Origin of the sequence: Streptomyces sp. NPDC014623 (assembly GCF_043088245.1) — a bacterium.
Taxonomy (GTDB): Bacteria; Actinomycetota; Actinomycetes; order Streptomycetales; family Streptomycetaceae; genus Streptomyces.
Genome location: NZ_JBIBZU010000018.1, coordinates 18,359 through 37,573 on the forward strand (window position 1 = coordinate 18,359; position 19,215 = coordinate 37,573).

Genomic DNA, 19,215 nt, shown 5'->3' on the forward strand with positions numbered 1-19,215 from the left:
GCGCTTCCAGCACACGAAACGGGTCAGGGTGGGCACCTCCCGTGCATGCCCACCCTGACCCGTTTGCTCTTCGGCGAGGCCTACTCGAAGTTGGCCCTCGCCCGCTTGTCGCCGGCCTGGTAGGCGGTACCGGCGTCGCGCACCTTGCGGGAGATCTCGGCCAGGGCGGTCTGGATCCCCGTGGCGTCGCGGTCCCAGCCGGCCTGCGCCGCGTCGTACGCCGACTTGGCCTCGCCCACCCAGAGCTCGGACACGCTGGCTACCATGCGCTTGATCGACGCAAGGTCTTCCTGAAGCTGCCTGCTCTGCCGGTCGATGTCCCCGGCAGCCTGCTCCAGGCTTGCGTAAGTGACAACCATCGTGCCGTCGTTGGTCGGCATACGGTCCTCCAGTTCAATCTGGTTCGAAGTGATAGTCCGTACGCGGTGGTACGGGTACAGCAAGTTTCAGAGAGCGTTGATGGCCGAGGTCTTGGCCTGCGAGCCTTCCGAGTGACCGGCGACCACGTCCACGCCCTGGAGGGCCTGCCGGATCTCGTCCTCGGTGTTGCCCGAGATGGTCCGGGCCGCCTTGATGGCTTCCTGGAAGTTCACCAGGCGGGTGGCGATGTTGCCCATCTTCAGGTTGATGTCAGCCTGCTTGGAGTTGAAGGCGTTGGCGCCGATACCCTTCCACGCGCCTTCCAGGCTGTCGATCGTCGCCTGCAGCGTCTTCAGCTGGCCCCTCACGGAGTCGAATCGCTTGGTGAGCTCGCCCTCGAGCTTGAGGAGCATCTCATCTGAAAGCTTCTGATCTGCCATGGTGCTGGCTTCCTTCCTTGTGCTCTTGTTCGGTCCGGCGTCACCGCCGGGGGTGCATATGAGGAACTTCGGTCAGTCAGGCAGCGCGGCGCTTGCGGACGAGCGCGAAAGCGGCGCCGCCGAGCACGAGGACCACTGCTGCCCCGCCGAGGATCAGGCCCAGTTGGCTGTCGTCGTGCCTCTCCGTGCTGGAGCCTGCCACGGCGGCGCCGTCAGCCTCGGTCTCCTTCTCAGGCTGTGACGAGGCTGGTGCAGACGGGGCGGCCGAGCCTGCGGAGCCGGACGTCTTCTCCTTGGTGAGAGGGCTGATGTCCGGGTCACCGGGATCGCCTGTGCCCTTGAGGATGTTGACGGCCGGGCGAATGATGCCGTGGCCGAGGTAGTTGCTGAGCGTGCCCTTCTCCCAGTCACCTCGCCCAGCGGTGTCGAAGAGGACGTTGAGGACCTGGTTGGCGGTCCAGTCCGGGTGGGCGGACCAGATCAGGGCGGCGGCGGCTGAGGTGATGGCCGTGGCAGAGCTGGTTCCGCCATTTCCCTGGCAATAACGTTCGAAATTCTCGTCGCACCAGAAAGGAAGATCGTCACCGGGTGCAGCGATATCCACGAAGTCACCGTGCTGGGATGTCTCGGACACCTTGCCCTGACGGTCGGTCGCTCCGACACCGACAACTTCTGGATACGCTGCTGGATAGATCGGCTTGTTACCTTTTTGGGCTTCGTTACCAACAGCCGAAAAAAACAACTTCCCCTTGCTATGCGCGTATTCTGCCGCTCGAATCTCTCGATCCATGGTGAATTCACTGCCGAACGACATGCTGATGATCTGCGCATCGCTGTCAGCAGCGGCCCGAATTGAGTCTGCAGTATCGTACGTGTTGACCGAGTTCTCGTTCTGGAATTGAGTGTCGGCGACTCTCATCGGGATGACCTTCGCTCCGGGAGCGAGGCCTTTCAGGCCCCCGCCCCGGCCAGTGCCAACGATCAGCTCAGCCATGGTGGTGCCGTGGCCGTTGTAATCGTCGGTTTCGTCCCCGTCGGCACCTGTGGCATCAAGCCCTTTGAGTACCTGTCCCTTCAGCGAGGGCGTCGAAGAGTTAACCCCGGTGTCAATGACAGCAATCTTGATGCCCTCGCCGGTAGTCGTCTTCCACATCTCTTCGGCACGCATGGATTCGAGGTACCACTGCTTCGACTGCGCATCCACGGCGACTGCGGCGGGAGCAGCCCCAGCGAATCCCACACTCCAGGCAGCGGCCACGGCCATCGTGCCGAGCAGGCGCCCTCTCAGTCCGAGAGGCGTACGGCGCTTCCGGGTCTGGTTCATTCTTGCTGACATCCTGACTTCCGAATCTCCCGCGTACCTACTCGATCACCGGCGGTGCGGTTCCACGCCGGCCGGCCTCCCACGTCTCTCTGTCTTCCGTCAGGTAGTCCGGGCGAGGCGTGCCGTCATCCTGGTCCTCGTCTCCGGAGTCCCTCCGGCCCGCAGGACCACGCACAAGACCCGAGCCTCCGGCAGTGAAGCCCTTCGCACCTGCACCAGGTCGCGCAGCGCCTCCGCGAGGTGTGCCCACCACGCCGTTGGTGCTGGGCATACCGCGCCCACCAGGGCGAGGAGCGCTGCCTCCGGTTCCGACGACCCCCCGCTGGCCTACGCCGTCTGTCGGACCGCCCGCTCGGGCCGCTCCGCCGGCTCCGATGACCGTGCCGCGCGGAACACCACGGGCTCCCCCAGTGGCACCGGCGCCCGGGACGGGACGCTGGGGAGTTCCACCGACGATGCCACTCGCTCGGCCGGCACGTGGGCCGGCACCTCCAGACGTGCCCGCATGACCTGCGGCCATGGGCCTGCCGCCCGTGGCGCCGGACTGGCCGGCGGCAGGGGGCTGCGGCCCGCCGCCCGCACGTCCGGAAACACCGGAGGACGAGCCTCCGCTCACGGGGGCAGGACGCCCTACCGGGGATCCGGTGCGGCCGTTCGCAGCGGGGCCACCACTCATGGGACCACTTGTTCTGACACCACCGGCCTGGCCGACAGCCCTGGGTGCGTTAGTTGCCGCCTGAGGCCCCCGCGAGCTACCTGTCACGGGACTGACGAAGCCCGTAGCCATGGGAGGAACAGGGCCTCCAGGGGCAGGGCTCGTGGTCGGAGCCGGAGAAGGCGTGACGGGGGGAGTATTCACCGGGGCCGTCGGGGTGGCGACGCTATTGATCTCTGTCGATGTGCCCCTGTCCAGGACAGGCGCCACCGCCACAGGCGTCTCGTAGCCATGGTCGCTCGCTGAAGACCCTCGGCCGCCAGTCGTCGTATGTGCCGTCACGCCTCCAGCGTCCGCCCTGCCGGACGACCCGGAACCCGTCGGCGATGCGGCGCCCGGCTCCTCCAGCCCGCGCTTTCCCTCCGACGGCCTGGGCATATCAACATCAAGCGTCTTATCGAACCGCGGCGGCTCCTGCGCCGCCAGCCTCTCCTCCGAGACCGCGTAGTACGAAGCCAGCCGGTTCGCCTGGTTGATGGCCTCCTGACGGTCCTTCTCGACCTTCAACGCCGCCTCGTACTCGGCGTTGCCCTCGATCCGCTTCGGGGTCTCGATCTCATCCGGGGACTTGCGGACAGCACGGTTGTCCCGGGGCGGGAGGGAGCTGCGCACGGAGGCGAGGCCCGTGCCCGCGACCGTGATCTGCGTCCCGGCCACATCCGCGAAGTCGCTCAGCTTCTCGGCATGGGCGACCAAACCCCTGCCCCAGTCCCGGAAGGCGATTCCGGACTCGCCGTGCCAGTCGACGTCGGCGATGAAGTCCTTCAGTTCCTTCGCCGCGTCCTTGATCGCGTCCCTGGCCTTCCAGAGCGCTTTGCCCGCCTCCTCGAGGTCCTCCGGCTTGGACTTCTCGATCAGGTCGATCATCGCGTTGAGCTGGTGGTTCTCGAAGGACGTCCGCCCCGGCCCCGGGGAGCCGGCACCCCCCGGGTTGAACAGGCCCTGATCCACGAGACGAGCGATGTCCGTCTGGCCCAGCTGAATCTGAACGCCGGCCTTGTCCTGTTTCTGTTGTTCCGCAGGACTCAGTTCCGGCTGCTTCTCGTCGCTCATCAGCTGTCACCCAGGTCGTCGTAGGCGGAGCCGGTCTTACTGTCGGAGCGCGGCTGCTCAGGCTCGGCGGTCTTCTCGCCCTGAGCCCGCTCCCGCTCCGCGTCCAGATCCATCTGGATCTCGTAGAACCGCCGCCGCGTGTCCTCGTCCACGTTGTCGAAGCCGACCGCTGCCGCGTGCACGCCGAGGTTCAGGTACTCGATCCGGTCACTCAGGGACTTCGAGAGCGTGACGAGTGACTCGTGGACCCGGTTGTACTGGGTGTAAAGCCCATCCGCTTCCGCGAAGCACGTGTTCTGGCCACTGAAAGCGGTGCGCGACACCGTTTGCGCCGCGACCTTCGACTTGCTGGCCGGTGAACTCTCGAGGTCCGTCAACAGCGCGTTCACGCGCTTCTGGAACTTCTCCAGGGCGCCTACCCCGCGCCGGAGATCCCCTTCGCCTTCGGTCACGTTGCTGCCCTTCCCCGTTTTCCCCGTTTGCTCAGTCCGTTTCGCGTTGCTATCGCACCCGCGTGAACAGCACTGGACTCATCAGATCACTCTAGCCAACGGCCCTGACAGCACCAACTGTCTTGTCCATCACGTAACTTCCGGCGTCACATACCGCCCGGCCGCCCCTGCAGTCTCTGTCTGTCGCGCACGGCCACGGCCGTTCCCGCTATGGCGGCGACCAGAACCCCTCCGCCCACCACGACGTAGGTCGCGAGCCGGGCGTTGCGTTCGTCGGCGGTCTCGCCCAGGTGGACCGTGGCGGCGACCGGCGCCTCACCCTTGTTCAGTCCTTCGTGTGCCACCGGCTTCTCGATGGGCTTGTCGTCCTCGGTCAGCGCACGCACGGGGTCGACGACGCCCCAGCCGACCAGGTGGTCCTTGCCCGCGACGGAGCGTTCCGCCGTCTGCTCGATCTGGGCGACGATCTGCTCCTGCGTCCAGTCCTTGTGCTTGGCCTTGATGAGGGCCGCGACCCCGGCGACGTACGGTGCCGAGAAGCTGGTGCCGTTGTCGGAGCAGTGCCCCCCGCCGGGGACCGTCGAGATGATGTCCACGCCCGGAGCCGAGACGCTCACGTCGCCGGACTGGGAGAAGGCGGCCCGCTCGTTGTTGCGGTCCGACGCGCCCACGGACAGGACGCCCTCGTACGAGGCCGGGTAGGTCTTCTTGATGTTGCCACCCAGCCCGTCGTTGCCGGCCGAGGCGACCACCACGATCTCCTTGGCCAGGGCGGCCTGTACCGCCTGCTCCAGCAGGGGCGTGGGCTTCACCGCGTCAGCCGTGTCCTGGGAGATGTTGATGACGTCCGCCCCACCCTGCCCGGCGGCGTAGTCGATGGCTTCTGCCAGCTTCTCCGCCGTCCCGTGGCCCTCGGCGTCGTTCTGCTGGATCGGGATGATCGTCGCGTCCGGGGCCAGGCCGGTGAAACCGGTGCCCTTCGCCTCGCGTGCGGCGATGATGCCGGCGACCTTGGTGCCGTGACCGACCAGGTCGGTGGTGCCGTTCTCCTTGCCGCGCTCGATCGTGCCGCCGTTGTCGTCCTTGAGGTCCTTCGGCAGGTAGTTGCGGCCGCTCCCGGTGTCCACGGCCTTCGTGAGCTGAGGGTTCTTGACGTCGACGCCGGTGTCGATGACGGCCACCCGCACCCCCTTGCCCGTGGACTGCTCCCACAGTTCGTCCATCAGCACGCGCTGCAGTGCCCACGGACGGCCCGCGTACTTCTTCGAGGGGAAGGTGCACTGGGTGGAGTCGTCCGCGGCTGCGGGCAGCACCGGCAGTGAGACGAGGAGAACGGCGGTGGCGGCCGCGGCTGTCAGAAGGCGCCGCCGGTACGAAGGTTCCGTGGTCACGTGTCGCTCCTCACGAACCCTGCGGCTGGCGGGCTGCGCCCGTAGACAGGCGGGGGCCTGTCGGCAGGAAGGCGGACCAGGCGGCGGGGACGGGTGCGGGATCGACGTCCTTGTACCCGAGCCGGTTCTGTGCCTGCTGCCCTTCCTGCCGGCTCCGCTCCCTTTCCTCCTTCGTGCCGGACTCACCGATACCGGCGTCGTCCTGCGCGCTGTCACCGTTGGACTGCATGGCATAGCGCAGGCCGGTGTCGGTCACCAGGAACAAGGGGCCGGCCCCGGGGCTGGACCCCTTGAACTGCCGGAAGAGCTGACCGGAGCCGGGGGTGACGTAGGCACTGCTCGAGCCGGTGGGGAGCGCGGCGGGAAAGCTCTTGCCCGCCCAGGTGCTGAGTGTGCCGGCACCGCTCTTCTCCGAGACGTCGCGCAGGACGTTGCACACGGTGTTACGGCTTCCGCTCTTCGCGCTCGCGGAGTTGACGGGGGCGGCCTCGCTCGCGGGCCAGTCCTTCTCCTGCCCGAACGCCTCACCGGGTTCGAATGCTCCGGCGCTGACGGGCTTCGCCCTGCCGTCCTGCTCGAGGCCGACCAGGGCGCTGCTGCTGAGCAGGAGCTTGGCGACGAAGTCGGACACGGGGGCGACCCTCCCCGGCAGGACCACGTACTGCTGGGTCCTCGTACCGGAGGGCGCGGCGAGGACCATACCCACCTTGTTGTCCTCGGACTTCAGCTTCCCGGGAACACCCGCGTCGGTACCGGGAGTTCCCTCGATGGCAGGGAAGGTGACCTCGTCCCCCATGTGCAGCGTGGCGAGCCAGTCGGCGGACACCCGCTGGGGGTCACGGTCCTGGTCGACCAGGGTGCGCAGCAGCAGCTCGTCGTTCTCCACCGGATACGCCTTGCCCGTGGCGTCCACGATGTAGCGCGTCCGGTCCGGGCCCGGGCCTTCGACGTACATCACCTCGCCGCCCCGCAGCCTGCCCGCACCCTCGGTCTTCTTCTGCTCGCGCTCCGCGAAGACGAACGCGGCCTTCTGGATGGCCCGGCCGCCCTCGCCGGGCCGTTCGCAGACGGCCCAGCGCTTCGTGGAGCCCGCTTCGCCCTTGTCGGGCAGGCGGTCCGGGGCGTACGGGATACCGAGGGTCGCCCCGTGCGGGATCTCGCCGCTGTCGAGGACCGACTCGTCGACGTTGACGACCTTGCCCTTGTCGGGTGCGAGGAGGAGCTTGGCGCTGGACATGTTCAGCACCGGGTGGAGCTGGGTCTTGCCGTCGGTCTTCAACACCACGTAGCGGGTGGTGGACTTGCTGGCGATGATGACGTTCTCGTAGGGGGTGTCCCAGTTCTGGGGTGCTACGGGTTTGAACATGCCCCAGGCTCCGAACACCGCCAGGACGACCACGCCGACGATCGCTCCGGGCACCACCGCCCGAAGAGGGCGGGGCGCGCCCTCTTCCGAGCCGGACGGGTGGGGCTGCAGGAACTGTGCGACCAACCTCCGCTTCGCGAAGGTGTAGGCATTGAGTTCGTCCCGCCGTGATGCCATGTGCGCGCTGCCCCTTCTCCCCTGTGGGCGACCAGGTTCCCACACCGGCCGTGAACCGCTGCCGCCGACCGGCACCCCTACTATGCCTGTTGGCACTTGGCTCTCACCGCTCAGGTAGGGTGATCGCCCGGTCAACGCCCGTGAAAAAGACGGTGAATACGGACACGAGGGGGCAACGCGGCGATGGGTGCAGCGACGGGGGAACGCGTAAGGCGGTCCACCCACCGAACGCCCGGCCCTTCCCGGAGGCAACGCAGCAACGGGCCGGACGGAACGGCTCCCCAGCAGTCGGCGGGCGCCCCTGCGGCCACCACTCTCCATTCGATCTCCAGGACCGGACGCGTCGGTCCCGCGCTGCGTCGGATGGTGCTCGTCGAGGCGGCCCTGGCCGTCGCCGTGGTGGGCGCCGCACTCGGTGGTGTGTGGCTGATTCCCGCCGGCGTGATCGCTTGTCTGCTGATCCTCCTCGCGGTGGTACGCCGCCGGGGCCGGGCCGTGCAGGACTGGCTGTCGACGGTGTCGTCCCTCCGCCGTCGCAGGCGGACGGCCGTGGCGGCCCCCGCCGATACGGAGCCCCAGCTGGCTCCCGTGGCGGAGAACGTGCCCGGATTCGCTCCGTACATCTACGTGGACGGCGCCCGCCGCACGGTGGGCATGGTCGGGGACGGCACGTTCCTGACCGCGGTCGTACGGGTCGAGGCGAGCGGTGAGTCGCTCCGCCAGGCGAGGGGAGCCCGGGCGCTCCCGTTGTCCCTCCTGGGCGACGCGCTCGCGGTGGACGACATCGTCCTGGAGTCCGCGCAGCTCGTGCAGCAGGTACGGCCCGCTCCGGCGCCGCACCTGCCGGAGCGGTCGGTGGCCCGGCTCTCGTACGCCCCCCTCCAGGACCGGACCGGGGCTCCCGCGCTTCGGATGACCTGGGTGGCGGTGAAACTGGACCCCGAACTGTGCCGGGAGGCCGTGGAGGCCCGCGGTGGCGGAATCGGAGGGGCCCAGCGCTGCCTGGTGCGGGTCGCGGACCATGTGGCGAGCCGGATCACCGGCGCCGGGTTCCGGGCCTCGGTGCTGGACCAGGAGGAGCTGAACTCCGCCGTGGCGACGTCCGCGTGCGCCAATCCCATCCTGTCGGCGCGCGCCGGGCGCCCGGATGCCGCACCGCAGCGGCGGACGGCGGAGACGACGCGGGTCTGGCGCTGCGACGACCGCTGGCACACCGCCTACGCGGTGGACCGCTGGCCCGAACTGGGCCGGGGGGCCACGCCGCTCCCGCGGCTCGTCGCGCTGCTGACCTCGGTGCCCGCGTACGCGACGACGGTCAGCCTGACGGTGCGCCGCGGTGCGCACCAGGGCCACGTGTCCGTGTGCGGCCACGTACGGGTCACCGGCGGTTCCGACACCGAACTGGTCGGCGTACGAAGGACATTGGAGCAAGCCGCACGGCACGCCGAGGTGGGCCTCGTACGGCTGGACCGCGAACAGCTGCCGGGCGTCCTGGCGACGCTCCCGCTGGGAGGCGCACAGTGACGAAGCGCATCGCTCCGAGGCGGGGGCTGCTGGGCCCCCGTCATGCGGGCCACACCCTGGCGGCGGATCACCTGGGCGCACTGTCGTTGCCGGTGGGTGACGACGGGGTGATCATCGGCGACGACGCCGAAGGCCGTCCGCAGATGATCGGCTTCCACCGGCCCGCGCCGTACGACGTCCTGCTGATCGGCGGTCTGTGGACGGCACAGGTGCTGGCACTGCGCGCGGCCGCCACCGGCGCGCGGGTGGCGGTCGAGACGGGGCGCACCCAGGCGTGGACCACGCTGGCGCAGGCCGCGGGCGCCGGCCTCGAGTGCGTCTCGCTGCATGACGTGGGCCGGGTCCCGCCGACCGGAGCGACCGTCGGCAGCCCGGTGGTGGTGGTGCGCGACTGCGGCATGCGTCCGCCTCGCGGCCGGGTGGTGTCCTCGCCCTGGCAGTCGGTACTGACGCTGCTTCCCTATCTGAGCCCGGTGGCGCCTCGGTTGATGCGGGCGGCGACGCTCGTGGGTGTTCAGCGGGTGTCGCCCGCGGAGGCGGAGCAGATCGGCCGGATCCTGGGGCTCGCACGGACCGAGAGCGAGGCTCTGCCCACCCTGGCGGACGGTGTCACGCTCTGGGTGGCGGGCCGCGAACGCCACTGGGTGATGACGAGCGCGACGGATGTCGAGACCGGGTTGCTGGGCACTGCTCGCAGGATGGACTGAATCCTGTCTCGTTTGCGCCCGGACCGCGCCGCATTTCAGGATCATGGCGGGGAACGACACGGTTCGACCGAAGGGACGTGCGCATGGGCACCCAGCAGGAAAAGGACGAGCTCTACGCTCTCGACATCTCGGATGTTGAGTGGCTGAGCGCACCCGGTACGGAGGACGTCGAGGAACGGGTCGAGATCGCCCATCTTCCGGGGGGCGCGGTCGCCATGCGCTCGTCGCTGGACCCGGAGACCGTACTGCGTTACACGGAGGCCGAGTGGCGCGCGTTCGTACTGGGCGCGCGGGACGGTGAATTCGACCTCAAGTAGACCACCGCACGTTGCGGGGGCGGCTGTCGGTGACTGCCGCCCCTTCCTCGTGTCCGGTTGTGTTCCGGCGCACGGCGAACCGCCCGTTCCCGTCGTGTCCTGCCGTGCCCGTTCCGCTCGGTGGCCGGGCGTGACCCACGGGACAGTCCTCCCAGGGCGGTACAGCCTGCCGTAGTGCGGCCCATGGCGATTAGGGTGGGTGGGGGCGCGGCAGAGGAACCTGCGGGCAGGCACTGCGCGTCGCAAGGGGGAGAGCCGGGCGGACCGGTCAACGGGAACGGTCGCCCCCACCCACCACGGCACAAGGGTGCTCGACCACACCAGGAGGCAAAGTGAACGGCGATCGGGACGAGATCAGCGGGGGATGGAACACGCCCGTCGACGAGTCGTCCGACGCGGATCCCGCCGAGATGACGGGTGAGTTCACCATCGACTACACCCCTCCCGCCTGGTACACGCAGAACGCGCCGGGTGACTCGTCGGGAGGAGCGGGGTCACATCTGGCGCCGCCGCCGCAGGGGGCACCGCTGTCCGTACCGGGACCGCGGTCCACCGGCGGCTTCGAGCCCGGCTGGCCGCCGCCTCCGGCAGCGTCGTCCGAAGCCGCGTCGGCCTCCTCCGAACCGCCCTCGCCGTCTTTCGCGCCCACTCCCGCGGCACCGGCTCCGGCCGCCCCCGCGGCAAGCTCCGGGGAGCCCGGAGCCGTGAGCGGCGCGTCCGGCCCGTTCGGTGACGGCGGTGTGGAGAGCGGCGCCACCATGCGGTTCTCACCCGCCGCGCTGAAGCAGGAGATCGCGGAGCGCGAAGCCGCCGACGCCGGGGCCCCTGCGTCCGGTTCCGGTGATTCCGCCGCTCCCTCCCCTTCGGCCACAGCCTCCGAGGACGAGGGCGCGAACCCGGCCGGTCCGGTCGGCGAAACGGGTCCCGACGAGGACGACGAGGACGACGAGACCGGCGTCCCGGAGGCGGACGCCCCGCAGGGCCCCGCAAGGGCGACCGGCGAGGAGCCGGAGACGGACGACTGGCCGGTCGAGGAGAAGGCGGACGAGCCTGCGGACTCCGTGACGGGCACAGCCTCGTCCGGCGCACCGCCGGCCGGGGCGCCGTCCCCCGACGCGGCGGCGGCCGCAGGTGCGCCCCGGGCCGCCGTGCCGTCGGACGCTCCGGCTCCCTGGGCACCGGCGCCGCCCGCGCAGGGTGCCCTTCCGCCCCTGCCGCCCGCCTTCCAGCCCGCCGCGCAACAGCCGGGTGTACCGCAGTCCGCGCCGCAGTGGCCCGCGCAGCAGCCCGGGACCGCCCCGGCTGCAGAAGCGCCGGGGGGTCACGGGTTCCCGCAGACTCCGCCGCCGCCCGCGCCCGCACAGTCGTTCCCGCTGCCGCCCGCGCAGTCGTTCCCGCCGCACGCACAACCGTCCCCGCCGCACGCGCAGCCCTCCCCGCAGGGGCCGCAGCAGCCGGTTCAGCCCGACGCGCATGCTCCTCAGGGGGGTTACGGGTTCCCCCAGACACCGCAGCAGGACGGTTACGGATTCCCCCGGACGCCGCCGCAGCTGCCCCCGGCCCAGGGAGGCGCGCCCCCGCTGCCCCCGGCCGCACCGCAGCAGGGCGGTTACGGGTTTCCGGCCCCGCAGGCCGGCCGGCAGCCGCAGTTCCCCGCGCAGGGGGCCCCGCTCCCTCCGCAGGTGTCCCAGCAGGCGGCCCAGGCCCCGCCTGGTCCGCCCGCGCCGCAGCGGCCCGAGGCGTACCAGCCCCAGCCACCCGCCCCCCAGGCTCCGCCTGTGGACCCCCGCACCGGGTCGGCCTGGCCGACGCCGGTCACCCATGACCAGCGCGAGCGCTCCGTGCCGGGCGCTCCGCTCGGCTACACGGCCGCCGTGGAGCTGTCGTCGGACCGGCTGGTCCGGGGCAAGCAGAAGGCCAAGAGCAGCCGGACCCCGTCCGCCGCCTCCCGCTTCAAGCTGGGCGGAAAGAAGGAGGAGATCGAGCGGCAGCGCAAGCTGGAGCTGATCCGTACGCCGGTGCTGTCGTGCTACCGCATCGCGGTCATCAGCCTCAAGGGCGGAGTCGGCAAGACCACGACGACCACCGCACTCGGCTCGACCCTGGCCACCGAACGGCAGGACAAGATCCTGGCCATCGACGCCAACCCCGACGCCGGCACGCTCGGCCGGCGGGTGCGCCGCGAGACCGGGGCCACCATCCGCGATCTGGTCCAGGCGATCCCGTACCTCAACTCGTACATGGACATCCGCCGTTTCACCTCGCAGGCGCCCTCCGGTCTGGAGATCCTCGCCAACGACGTGGACCCGGCTGTCTCCACGACCTTCAACGACGAGGACTACCGCCGGGCGATCGACGTCCTGGGCAAGCAGTACCCGATCATCCTCACCGACTCGGGCACCGGCCTGCTGTACAGCGCGATGCGCGGTGTCCTGGACCTCGCCGACCAGCTGATCATCATCTCGACGCCGTCCGTCGACGGTGCCTCCAGCGCGTCCACCACGCTGGACTGGCTGTCGGCGCACGGCTACGCGGAATTGGTGCAGCGTTCCCTGACCGTCATCTCCGGTGTCCGCGAGACCGGGAAGATGATCAAGGTCGACGACATCGTGCAGCACTTCGAGACCCGCTGCCGCGGCGTGGTGGTCGTGCCGTTCGACGAGCACCTGGCGGCCGGCGCCGAGGTGGACCTCGACATGATGCGGCCGAAGACCCGCGAGGCGTACTTCAATCTCTCCGCGCTCGTCGCGGAGGACTTCCAGCGGGCCCAGCAGCAGCAGGGGCTGTGGACGACGGACGGCGGCAACCCGCCGCAGTTCGCCCCGCCGATGCCGGGCCAGCAGGTGCCCGGCCCACAGCAGTACGCGCCGCAGCCTCAGCCCGGACAGCCGTATCCCGGACAGCAGTACCCGGGGCAGTCGCCGTACCCCGCCCAGCCGCAGCCGCCGTACGGCGGCCAGCCCCCGTACGGCGGCCAGCAGCCTCCCCAGCAGGCCGCCCCGCACCAGCAGGCCGTGGCGCCGCAGCAGCCGTACCCGCCGTATCCCGCTCAGGGTGCGCAGAACAACGCCTGGCAGCAGACGCCGCCCTCCCAGGCCCAGTCCGGCGGGAGTCCGGCCGGGCCGCCTCCGCCGCCCGCCCACCACGGTGGCCAGGCACATCAGCCCGGGCAGCCGGAACTGCAAGGTCCTGTTCCGCCGGGAGCCCGGCAGCAGCACCCTCCGCAGCCGCCGCCCGCGCCTCAGCAGTGAGGCAGTAGAGGTCTGGACCAATGAGGGCCCGCACCGTTCACCCGGTGTGGGCCCTCACCGCATTCCCGCAGACCACACGCGGTTTGGCGGACCGTTGACGCGGCTCGACCGCCGCTGATAGACCTTCGCTTCACCAGCTGGCGAACCAGAGGTCTTCCCGCCTTCACCGTGCGAGTCATGACGCGAGGTCCACGTTCATGGTCACAAGATTTCCATCACGCTCCTCCCGCCCACGCGGCCGCCTGCGTATCCTTCTCGTCTCCGGAGCCGCCTCCCTGGCGCTCGCCGCCGGATCGGTCGTACCCGGAAACCCGCTCACGGCCGCCCCTCAGGAGGCGCAGGCCGCCGACGGGAAATCGACCCTCACGGTCGCGGTCGCGCAGAGCGTCGACTCCCTGAGCCCGTTCCTCGCGCAGCGGTTGCTCTCCACGAGCATCCACCGGCTGATGTACGACTACCTCACCAACTACGACGCCAAGGACAGCCACACGGTCCCCGGGCTCGCCACCGAGTGGGAGACCTCTGCGGACAAGCTGACGTGGACGTACACCATCCGGTCCGACTCGAAGTGGTCGGACGGCGAGAAGGCCACCGCCGAGGACGCCGCGTGGACCTTCAACACGATGATGACCGACGAAGGAGCCGCGACCTCCAACGGCAGCTTCGTCTCCAACTTCAGGAAGGTGACCGCACCCAGTCCGGACAAGCTGGTCATAGAGCTGAAGAAGCCTCAGGCCACGATGACGGCGCTGGACGTGCCCATCGTCCCCAAGCACGTCTGGGAGAAGGTCGGCGACTTCTCGAAGTTCAACAACGACACGAAGTTCCCGATCGTCGGCAACGGGCCGTTCATCCTGACGGACTACAAGGTCGACAGTTATGTGAAGCTGGAGGCCAACAAGGACTTCTGGCGGGGCGCGCCCAAGTTCGACGAGCTCGTCTTCCGGTACTACAAGGACCAGGACGCAGCCGTCGCCGCCCTCCGAAAGGGTGAAGTCTCCTTCGTCGCCGGCAGCCCCAGCCTGACCCCCGCTCAGGCCGCGTCGCTGAAGACCGCCGACAACATCAAGGTGAACGACGCACCCGGCCGGCGCTTCTACGCGCTGGCGGTCAATCCCGGCGCCCGGACCGAGGACGGCAAGAAGTTCGGCGACGGGCATCCGGCGCTGCTGGACCAGAAGGTCCGTCAGGCCCTGTTCATGGCCATGGACCGCACCACCATCATCGACAAGGTCTTCCAGGGGTACGCCGTGGAGGGCGAAGGCTACATCCCGCCACGTTACGACTCGTACTTCTGGAAGCCGTCGGCCGGACAGAAGCTCGCCCACGACCCGGCGAAGGCCGCCGCCCTCCTCGACGAGGCGGGCTACCGGAAGAACAGCGCCGGCAAGCGGACCGGCAAGGACGGCAAACCGCTCGACTTCCGCATCCTGTGCCACGCCACGGACCCCAACGACAAGGCGATCGGCAAGTACCTCCAGGAATGGTGGGGCGACCTCGGCATCGGCCTGAAGGTCGACTGCCGCGACAACGTCTCCGACCCCTGGTACGCCGGTGAGTACGACCTCGCTTTCGACGGCTGGTCCGTCAACCCTGATCCCGACTTCGTCATGTCGATCCACACCTGCGCCGCGCTGCCGGCCAAGCCGAAGGAGACCGCGCAGACCGACAACTTCATCTGCGACAAGCAGTACGACGAGCTCTACGCGAAGCAGTTGGCGGAATACGACCCCGCCAAACGGGCCGACCTCGTGAAGCAGATGGAGTCGCGGCTGTACGACACGGGGTACATGAATGTCATGGCGTACCCGAATGCCGTCGAGGCCTACCGCACCGACCACATCAAGTCGATCACGACCATGCCCTCGGACGCGGGGAACATCTACGGTCAGGACGGTTACTGGAGCTGGTGGTCGGCGGTCCCGGCCGCCGGTGCGTCGGGCGGCCCGTCCGGTGACAGCGGCAGCTCCACCGGAGTCCTCGTCGGTGTCGGTGCCGCCGTAGTCGTCCTCGCCGGTGGCGGGCTGCTGTTCGCCATGCGTCGTCGTTCCACCGCGGAAGACCGTGAATAGTCCATGAGCACAGAAAGCACTCCCGCGCTCCTGAAGGGCGCGGCGGGCGTGGACGGCGTACGGACCGACGACCCGGCTCCGGCCGGGCCGTCGGTCCGCGGTCCACGCGCCCGCAGCACGACCGCGTACCTCCGTTACGCGGCGGGCAAGCTGGCCGGTGCGGCCGTCTCGCTGTTCGCCGTGCTCGTCACCAGCTTCTTCCTGTTCCGTCTGATCCCCGGCGACCCGGTCAAGCAGATGACCGGCGGCCGGCAGGTGTCGACCGAGCAGATCGCCGCGATGCGCAAGGAATTCGGTCTGGACCTGCCGCTCTGGCAGCAGTTCACCGAATACTGCGGCAAGGCCCTGACCGGGGACTTCGGCACGTCGTACCAGTTCCGTGCTCCCGTGATGGACAAGATCACCGAGGCCCTTCCCGCGACGCTACTGCTCACCGGCACCGCGTTCGTGATCTACACGGCGATCGGCATCTGGCTGGGCGCCAGGTCCGCCTGGCGCAACGGATCGGCCGGTGACCGCTTCCACACGGCCTTCGCGCTGACGCTGTACTCGGTGCCCTCGTTCTGGCTGGGTCTGCTCCTGATCATCACCCTGTCGGTCGGTATCGGGCCCCTCCCCGGCATGTTCCCGACCGGAGGTATGGAGTCCGGCAGCGGGAGCGGGGTCGCCCACGTCCTCGACGTGGCCCATCACCTCGTGCTGCCGGTCGTCACCCTCGTCGCCGTCGAGTACGCGCGCACCCTGCTGGTGATGCGCTCCTCGCTGCTCGACGAGATGGGCAGCGACTATCTGACGACGGCCCGCGCGAAGGGCCTGCGCGACGACCTCGTACGCCGCCGGCACGCCGTCCCGAACGCGATGCTGCCGACCGTGACGCTGCTCTTCGTCAATCTGGGCAACACGGTGGCCGGCGCCATCCTCGTGGAGACGGTGTTCTCCTGGCCCGGCCTGGGCGGGCTGTTCTACCAGGCGCTGAGCGTGCCCGATCTGCCACTGGTGCAGGCGTTGTTCTTCATCTTCGCCGCCGCGGTGATCCTGATGAACACGCTCGCCGATGTGATCTATCCGCTCCTCGATCCCCGGGTGGGCCGATGACGACCACGACCGACGCCGCGCCGGCCCTCGGCCCGCGTGCGCTGACCTGGGCCCGCCGGCGTCATGCGGCGGCCCGTTTCTGGCGGCAGTACCGCGGCCACCGGGCCGGCCTGGCCGGACTCGCCGTGCTCGCGCTGATCGCCCTGACCGCGCTGGCCGCCCCGCTGCTGGTGGGCGCGGGTTCGCTGAGTGTCACCGCCGCGCCGGGCGGCCCGCTGGAGTCGCCGAGCGCCGGGTTCCCGCTCGGCACCGACCAGTTCGGCCGCAGCCTGCTCGCCCTGCTGGTGTGGGGGACACGGGTCTCGCTGACCGTCGGCCTGCTCGCCGCCTTCCTCTCGGTGGCCATCGGGACCCTGGTGGGCATCACGGCCGGTCACTTCAAGGGCTGGTACGGCAATGTGGTCATGCGGATCACGGACTGGTTCCTGGTGATGCCGACGCTGGTGCTCGCCATCGCACTGGCCACGGTGCTCTCGCGGTCCCTCTGGACGACGGTCCTCGCCATCGGGGTGACGACCTGGCCGACCACCGCTCGGCTCGTGCGCGCGCAGACGCTGTCGGTGGAGTCACGCCCGTACATCGAGCGCTCCAAGGCGCTCGGCGGCGGGCACCGCCACATCATGTCCCGCCATGTGCTGCCCAACGTGATGCCGCTGGTGCTCGCGCAGACCACACTGGTCATCTCCACCGCCATCCTCACCGAGGCGACCCTCGCCTTCCTCGGGCTCGGCGATCCCACGATCGTCTCCTGGGGCGGGCTGCTCCAGGACGCCCGTGAGGCCGGAGCCGTCAGCTCCGGCAACTGGTGGTACCTCGCTCCGCCCGGACTCGCCATCGCGGTCGTCGCCCTCGCGTTCACGCTGTGCGGCCGCACCATCGAGACCGTGCTCAACCCCAAGCTGGGGGTGTCCCGTTGACCGCCGTGAAAACCGAGAGCGTTACGGAGCCGGGGACCGGGCAGCCGTTGCTCGACGTCCGGAACCTGCATGTCACCTACGGCTCCGGGGCCTCGGCCGTCCCCGCCGTACGGGGGGTCGATCTGCGGGTCGAGGCGGGCCGGAAGCTGGGCATCGCCGGGGAGTCCGGCTGCGGGAAGTCGACACTCGCGCTCGCCCTGCTGAGACTGCTGCCCGCCACCGCGACCCTGAGCGGCGAGATCCTGCTGGACGGTGAGGACGTCCTCACCATGAAGTGGGGACGGCTGCGCGCCGTGCGCTGGGCCGGTGCGTCGATCGTCTTCCAGGGCGCGATGCACTCGCTGAACGCCGTGCACCGCATCGGGGACCAGATCGCCGAACCGATCCTGCTGCACGGCAGGGGAACCCCGGCGGCCGCCCGTCGGCGCGCCGGTGAGCTGCTGGAACAGGTGGGACTTCCGGCCGCGCGCGCGGACGCCTATCCGCACGAGCTGTCCGGCGGTCAGCGCCAGCGCGTGATGATCGCCATGGCGCTGGCCTGCGATCCTCGGCTGATCATCGCCGACGAGCCCACCACTGCCCTCGACGTGATGATCCAGGCGCAGATCCTACGGCTGATCGAACAGCTCGTCAGCGATCAGGACCTCGGCCTGATCATGATCAGCCACGATCTGGCGGTGCTCTCGGACACCTGCGACCGGCTGTCGGTGATGTATGCCGGCCGGGTCGTCGAGGAGGGCCCCGCCAAGCAGGTGTACGAGAAGGCCAGGCACCCCTACGGCAGCGCCCTGTCGGCCGCCTTCCCGCGCATCGGCGACCTCGCGTCGCGGCGCGCGCCGCGCGGCCTGCCGGGTGATCCGCCGGATCCGTCGGCACTGCCCTCCGGCTGTACGTTCCATCCGCGCTGCCCGGCGGCACTGGACTCCTGCGCCACCGAGGACCAGGAACTGCGTCCGGCCGGCCCGTCCCGGCGGGCGGCCTGTGTGCTGGTGGGGCCGCAAGCCCCCGTGACGCCCGGCCCGCACGACGGTGCCGGGGAAGCAAGGAGCACCTCATGACGACCACTCCCCCGGCCCCCCTGCTCAGCGCCCAGGCGCTGAAGGTCGCCTTCCCCGGGCGGCGCGGGGCGGCGACCGCGCGGGCGGTCGACGGGGTCGACCTCGACATCCGTCCCGGTGAGATCGTCGCCCTGGTCGGCGAGTCGGGCTGCGGGAAGACGACGCTGGCCCGGTCCCTGCTGGGTCTGGTGCCGCCCACGTCCGGCCGGGTCACCTTCGGGGGCGAGCCCCTCGACTACGCCGGCCGGGCGCTCAAGGCGTACCGCAAACGGGTGCAGCTGGTGCTCCAGGACCCCAGCGGTTCCCTCAACCCCCGCCACACGGTGTACGACGCTGTGGCGGAGGGCCTGCGCATCCACGGTTACGCGGGCGACGAGCGGGCGGCCGTGTCCGGGGCGCTGGCGCGGGCGGGACTGCGGCCTCCGGATCGGTTCTTCCTGCGGTATCCGCACGAGCTGTCCGGCGGCCAGCGCCAGCGTGTCGTCATCGCGGGCGCGCTGGTCCTGGAACCGGAGCTCATCGTCGCGGACGAACCGGTGGCCTCGCTGGACGCGTCCGTGCGCGGCGAGATCCTGGCACTGCTGCTGCGGCTGCGTGACGAACTGGGCCTGTCGGCGCTGGTGGTGACCCATGATCTGGGGCTGGCGTGGAACATCGCCGACCGGGTGGCGGTGATGTATCTCGGACGGATCGTGGAGACGGGTGACGTGGAACAGATCCTCACGGCTCCACGTCACCCGTACACCCAGGCGCTGCTGTCCGTGCTTCCGGAGGCGGACGGCGAGCCGGTGATCCTGACGGGCGAACCGCCGGACCCCTCGAAGGTCCCGTCAGGGTGCCGCTTCCACGCGCGCTGCCAGGTACTCGCCTCGGGCGAGGCGGAGCGTGCGGGGGTCGCGGACGCGTGCCGCACGAAGGACCTGCCTGTCCTGGACGGGGACGGCCGGGCCCAGGTCGCCTGTCACTGGGCGGCGGGGGCGGGCCTCTCCTAGAGCG

The 19,215-nt window shown here is 69.9% G+C and carries 16 protein-coding genes; 10 read left to right on the forward strand and 6 right to left on the reverse strand.

Annotation, left to right across the window (positions count from 1 at the left end):
- Positions 1-80 precede the first annotated feature (80 nt).
- The 3 genes from ACF1FZ_RS26055 to ACF1FZ_RS26065 all read right to left on the reverse strand — a co-directional run bounded on the left by ACF1FZ_RS26055 (position 81) and on the right by ACF1FZ_RS26065 (position 2,136).
- Positions 81-380 (reverse strand): WXG100 family type VII secretion target, encoded by a 300-nt coding sequence (locus tag ACF1FZ_RS26055; RefSeq protein ID WP_391775826.1) that lies wholly within the window; start codon positions 378-380, stop codon positions 81-83.
- 66 nt (positions 381-446) lie between these two features.
- Positions 447-800, reverse strand: coding sequence for a WXG100 family type VII secretion target (locus tag ACF1FZ_RS26060; protein ID WP_391775827.1), 354 nt, complete (start codon positions 798-800; stop codon positions 447-449).
- A gap of 76 nt (positions 801-876) precedes the next feature.
- Positions 877-2,136, reverse strand: coding sequence for a S8 family serine peptidase (locus tag ACF1FZ_RS26065; RefSeq protein WP_391775828.1), 1,260 nt, complete (start codon positions 2,134-2,136; stop codon positions 877-879).
- A gap of 1,387 nt (positions 2,137-3,523) precedes the next feature.
- Here ACF1FZ_RS26065 and ACF1FZ_RS26070 point away from each other — a divergent pair.
- Complete coding sequence (locus ACF1FZ_RS26070) at positions 3,524-3,916, forward strand: hypothetical protein (protein WP_391775829.1); 393 nt, start codon at positions 3,524-3,526, stop codon at positions 3,914-3,916.
- Here the strand turns inward: ACF1FZ_RS26070 and ACF1FZ_RS26075 are convergent.
- The 3 genes from ACF1FZ_RS26075 to eccB form a co-directional block, all read right to left on the reverse strand.
- Positions 3,892-4,344, reverse strand: coding sequence for a hypothetical protein (locus tag ACF1FZ_RS26075; protein ID WP_391775830.1), 453 nt, complete (start codon positions 4,342-4,344; stop codon positions 3,892-3,894). The two genes, ACF1FZ_RS26070 and ACF1FZ_RS26075, sit on opposite strands and share 25 nt — an antisense overlap.
- A 146-nt stretch (positions 4,345-4,490) precedes the next feature.
- Entirely contained in the window at positions 4,491-5,735 is a 1,245-nt protein-coding gene (gene mycP / locus ACF1FZ_RS26080; RefSeq protein ID WP_391775831.1) for a type VII secretion-associated serine protease mycosin, read from the reverse strand.
- 10 nt (positions 5,736-5,745) lie between these two features.
- Positions 5,746-7,278, reverse strand: a complete 1,533-nt coding sequence (gene eccB, locus ACF1FZ_RS26085; RefSeq protein ID WP_391775832.1) for a type VII secretion protein EccB — start codon at positions 7,276-7,278, stop codon at positions 5,746-5,748.
- Positions 7,279-7,461: 183 nt separating this feature from the next.
- Here eccB and eccE point away from each other — a divergent pair, with 183 nt between their 5' ends.
- The 9 genes from eccE to ACF1FZ_RS26130 all read left to right on the forward strand — a co-directional run bounded on the left by eccE (position 7,462) and on the right by ACF1FZ_RS26130 (position 19,211).
- Positions 7,462-8,802, forward strand: coding sequence for a type VII secretion protein EccE (gene eccE, locus ACF1FZ_RS26090; protein ID WP_391775833.1), 1,341 nt, complete (start codon positions 7,462-7,464; stop codon positions 8,800-8,802).
- Entirely contained in the window at positions 8,799-9,509 is a 711-nt protein-coding gene (locus ACF1FZ_RS26095; protein WP_391775834.1) for a hypothetical protein, read from the forward strand. The genes eccE and ACF1FZ_RS26095 overlap by 4 nt, the downstream gene beginning before the upstream one ends.
- Positions 9,510-9,592: 83 nt before the next feature.
- Entirely contained in the window at positions 9,593-9,826 is a 234-nt protein-coding gene (locus tag ACF1FZ_RS26100) for a DUF397 domain-containing protein (RefSeq protein WP_099177828.1), read from the forward strand.
- 332 nt (positions 9,827-10,158) lie between these two features.
- A complete protein-coding gene (locus ACF1FZ_RS26105; RefSeq protein WP_391775835.1) occupies positions 10,159-13,077 on the forward strand; it encodes an SCO5717 family growth-regulating ATPase in 2,919 nt (972 codons plus the stop codon).
- A gap of 197 nt (positions 13,078-13,274) precedes the next feature.
- On the forward strand, positions 13,275-15,149 hold the full coding sequence (locus ACF1FZ_RS26110; protein ID WP_391775836.1) for an ABC transporter substrate-binding protein: 1,875 nt from the start codon (positions 13,275-13,277) through the stop codon (positions 15,147-15,149).
- Between the two features lie 3 nt (positions 15,150-15,152).
- The gene (locus ACF1FZ_RS26115) at positions 15,153-16,244 is read left to right on the forward strand and encodes an ABC transporter permease (RefSeq protein ID WP_391775837.1); all 1,092 of its coding nucleotides are present in this window, start codon (positions 15,153-15,155) and stop codon (positions 16,242-16,244) included.
- A complete protein-coding gene (locus ACF1FZ_RS26120) occupies positions 16,241-17,161 on the forward strand; it encodes an ABC transporter permease (RefSeq protein ID WP_391775838.1) in 921 nt (306 codons plus the stop codon). The genes ACF1FZ_RS26115 and ACF1FZ_RS26120 overlap by 4 nt, the downstream gene beginning before the upstream one ends.
- Positions 17,158-18,219, forward strand: a complete 1,062-nt coding sequence (locus tag ACF1FZ_RS26125) for an ABC transporter ATP-binding protein (protein WP_391775839.1) — start codon at positions 17,158-17,160, stop codon at positions 18,217-18,219. The genes ACF1FZ_RS26120 and ACF1FZ_RS26125 overlap by 4 nt, the downstream gene beginning before the upstream one ends.
- Positions 18,216-19,211 (forward strand): oligopeptide/dipeptide ABC transporter ATP-binding protein, encoded by a 996-nt coding sequence (locus tag ACF1FZ_RS26130; RefSeq protein ID WP_391775840.1) that lies wholly within the window; start codon positions 18,216-18,218, stop codon positions 19,209-19,211. Before ACF1FZ_RS26125 ends, ACF1FZ_RS26130 begins: the two co-directional genes overlap by 4 nt.
- Positions 19,212-19,215: the final 4 nt, after the last annotated feature.

Excerpts from the sequence above, each read along its gene's own strand:
- ACF1FZ_RS26100 (WP_099177828.1), top strand. The coding sequence starts at position 9,593 with ATGGGCACCCAGCAGGAAAAGGACGAGCTCTACGCTCTCGACATCTCG.
- ACF1FZ_RS26060 (WP_391775827.1), bottom strand. The coding sequence starts at position 800 with ATGGCAGATCAGAAGCTTTCAGATGAGATGCTCCTCAAGCTCGAGGGC.
- eccB (WP_391775832.1), bottom strand. The coding sequence starts at position 7,278 with ATGGCATCACGGCGGGACGAACTCAATGCCTACACCTTCGCGAAGCGG.
- ACF1FZ_RS26070 (WP_391775829.1), top strand. The coding sequence starts at position 3,524 with ATGGGCGACCAAACCCCTGCCCCAGTCCCGGAAGGCGATTCCGGACTC.
- ACF1FZ_RS26115 (WP_391775837.1), top strand. The coding sequence starts at position 15,153 with ATGAGCACAGAAAGCACTCCCGCGCTCCTGAAGGGCGCGGCGGGCGTG.
- ACF1FZ_RS26120 (WP_391775838.1), top strand. The coding sequence starts at position 16,241 with ATGACGACCACGACCGACGCCGCGCCGGCCCTCGGCCCGCGTGCGCTG.
- eccE (WP_391775833.1), top strand. The coding sequence starts at position 7,462 with ATGGGTGCAGCGACGGGGGAACGCGTAAGGCGGTCCACCCACCGAACG.
- ACF1FZ_RS26110 (WP_391775836.1), top strand. The coding sequence starts at position 13,275 with ATGGTCACAAGATTTCCATCACGCTCCTCCCGCCCACGCGGCCGCCTG.
- ACF1FZ_RS26065 (WP_391775828.1), bottom strand. The coding sequence starts at position 2,136 with ATGTCAGCAAGAATGAACCAGACCCGGAAGCGCCGTACGCCTCTCGGA.
- ACF1FZ_RS26055 (WP_391775826.1), bottom strand. The coding sequence starts at position 380 with ATGCCGACCAACGACGGCACGATGGTTGTCACTTACGCAAGCCTGGAG.
- ACF1FZ_RS26130 (WP_391775840.1), top strand. The coding sequence starts at position 18,216 with ATGACGACCACTCCCCCGGCCCCCCTGCTCAGCGCCCAGGCGCTGAAG.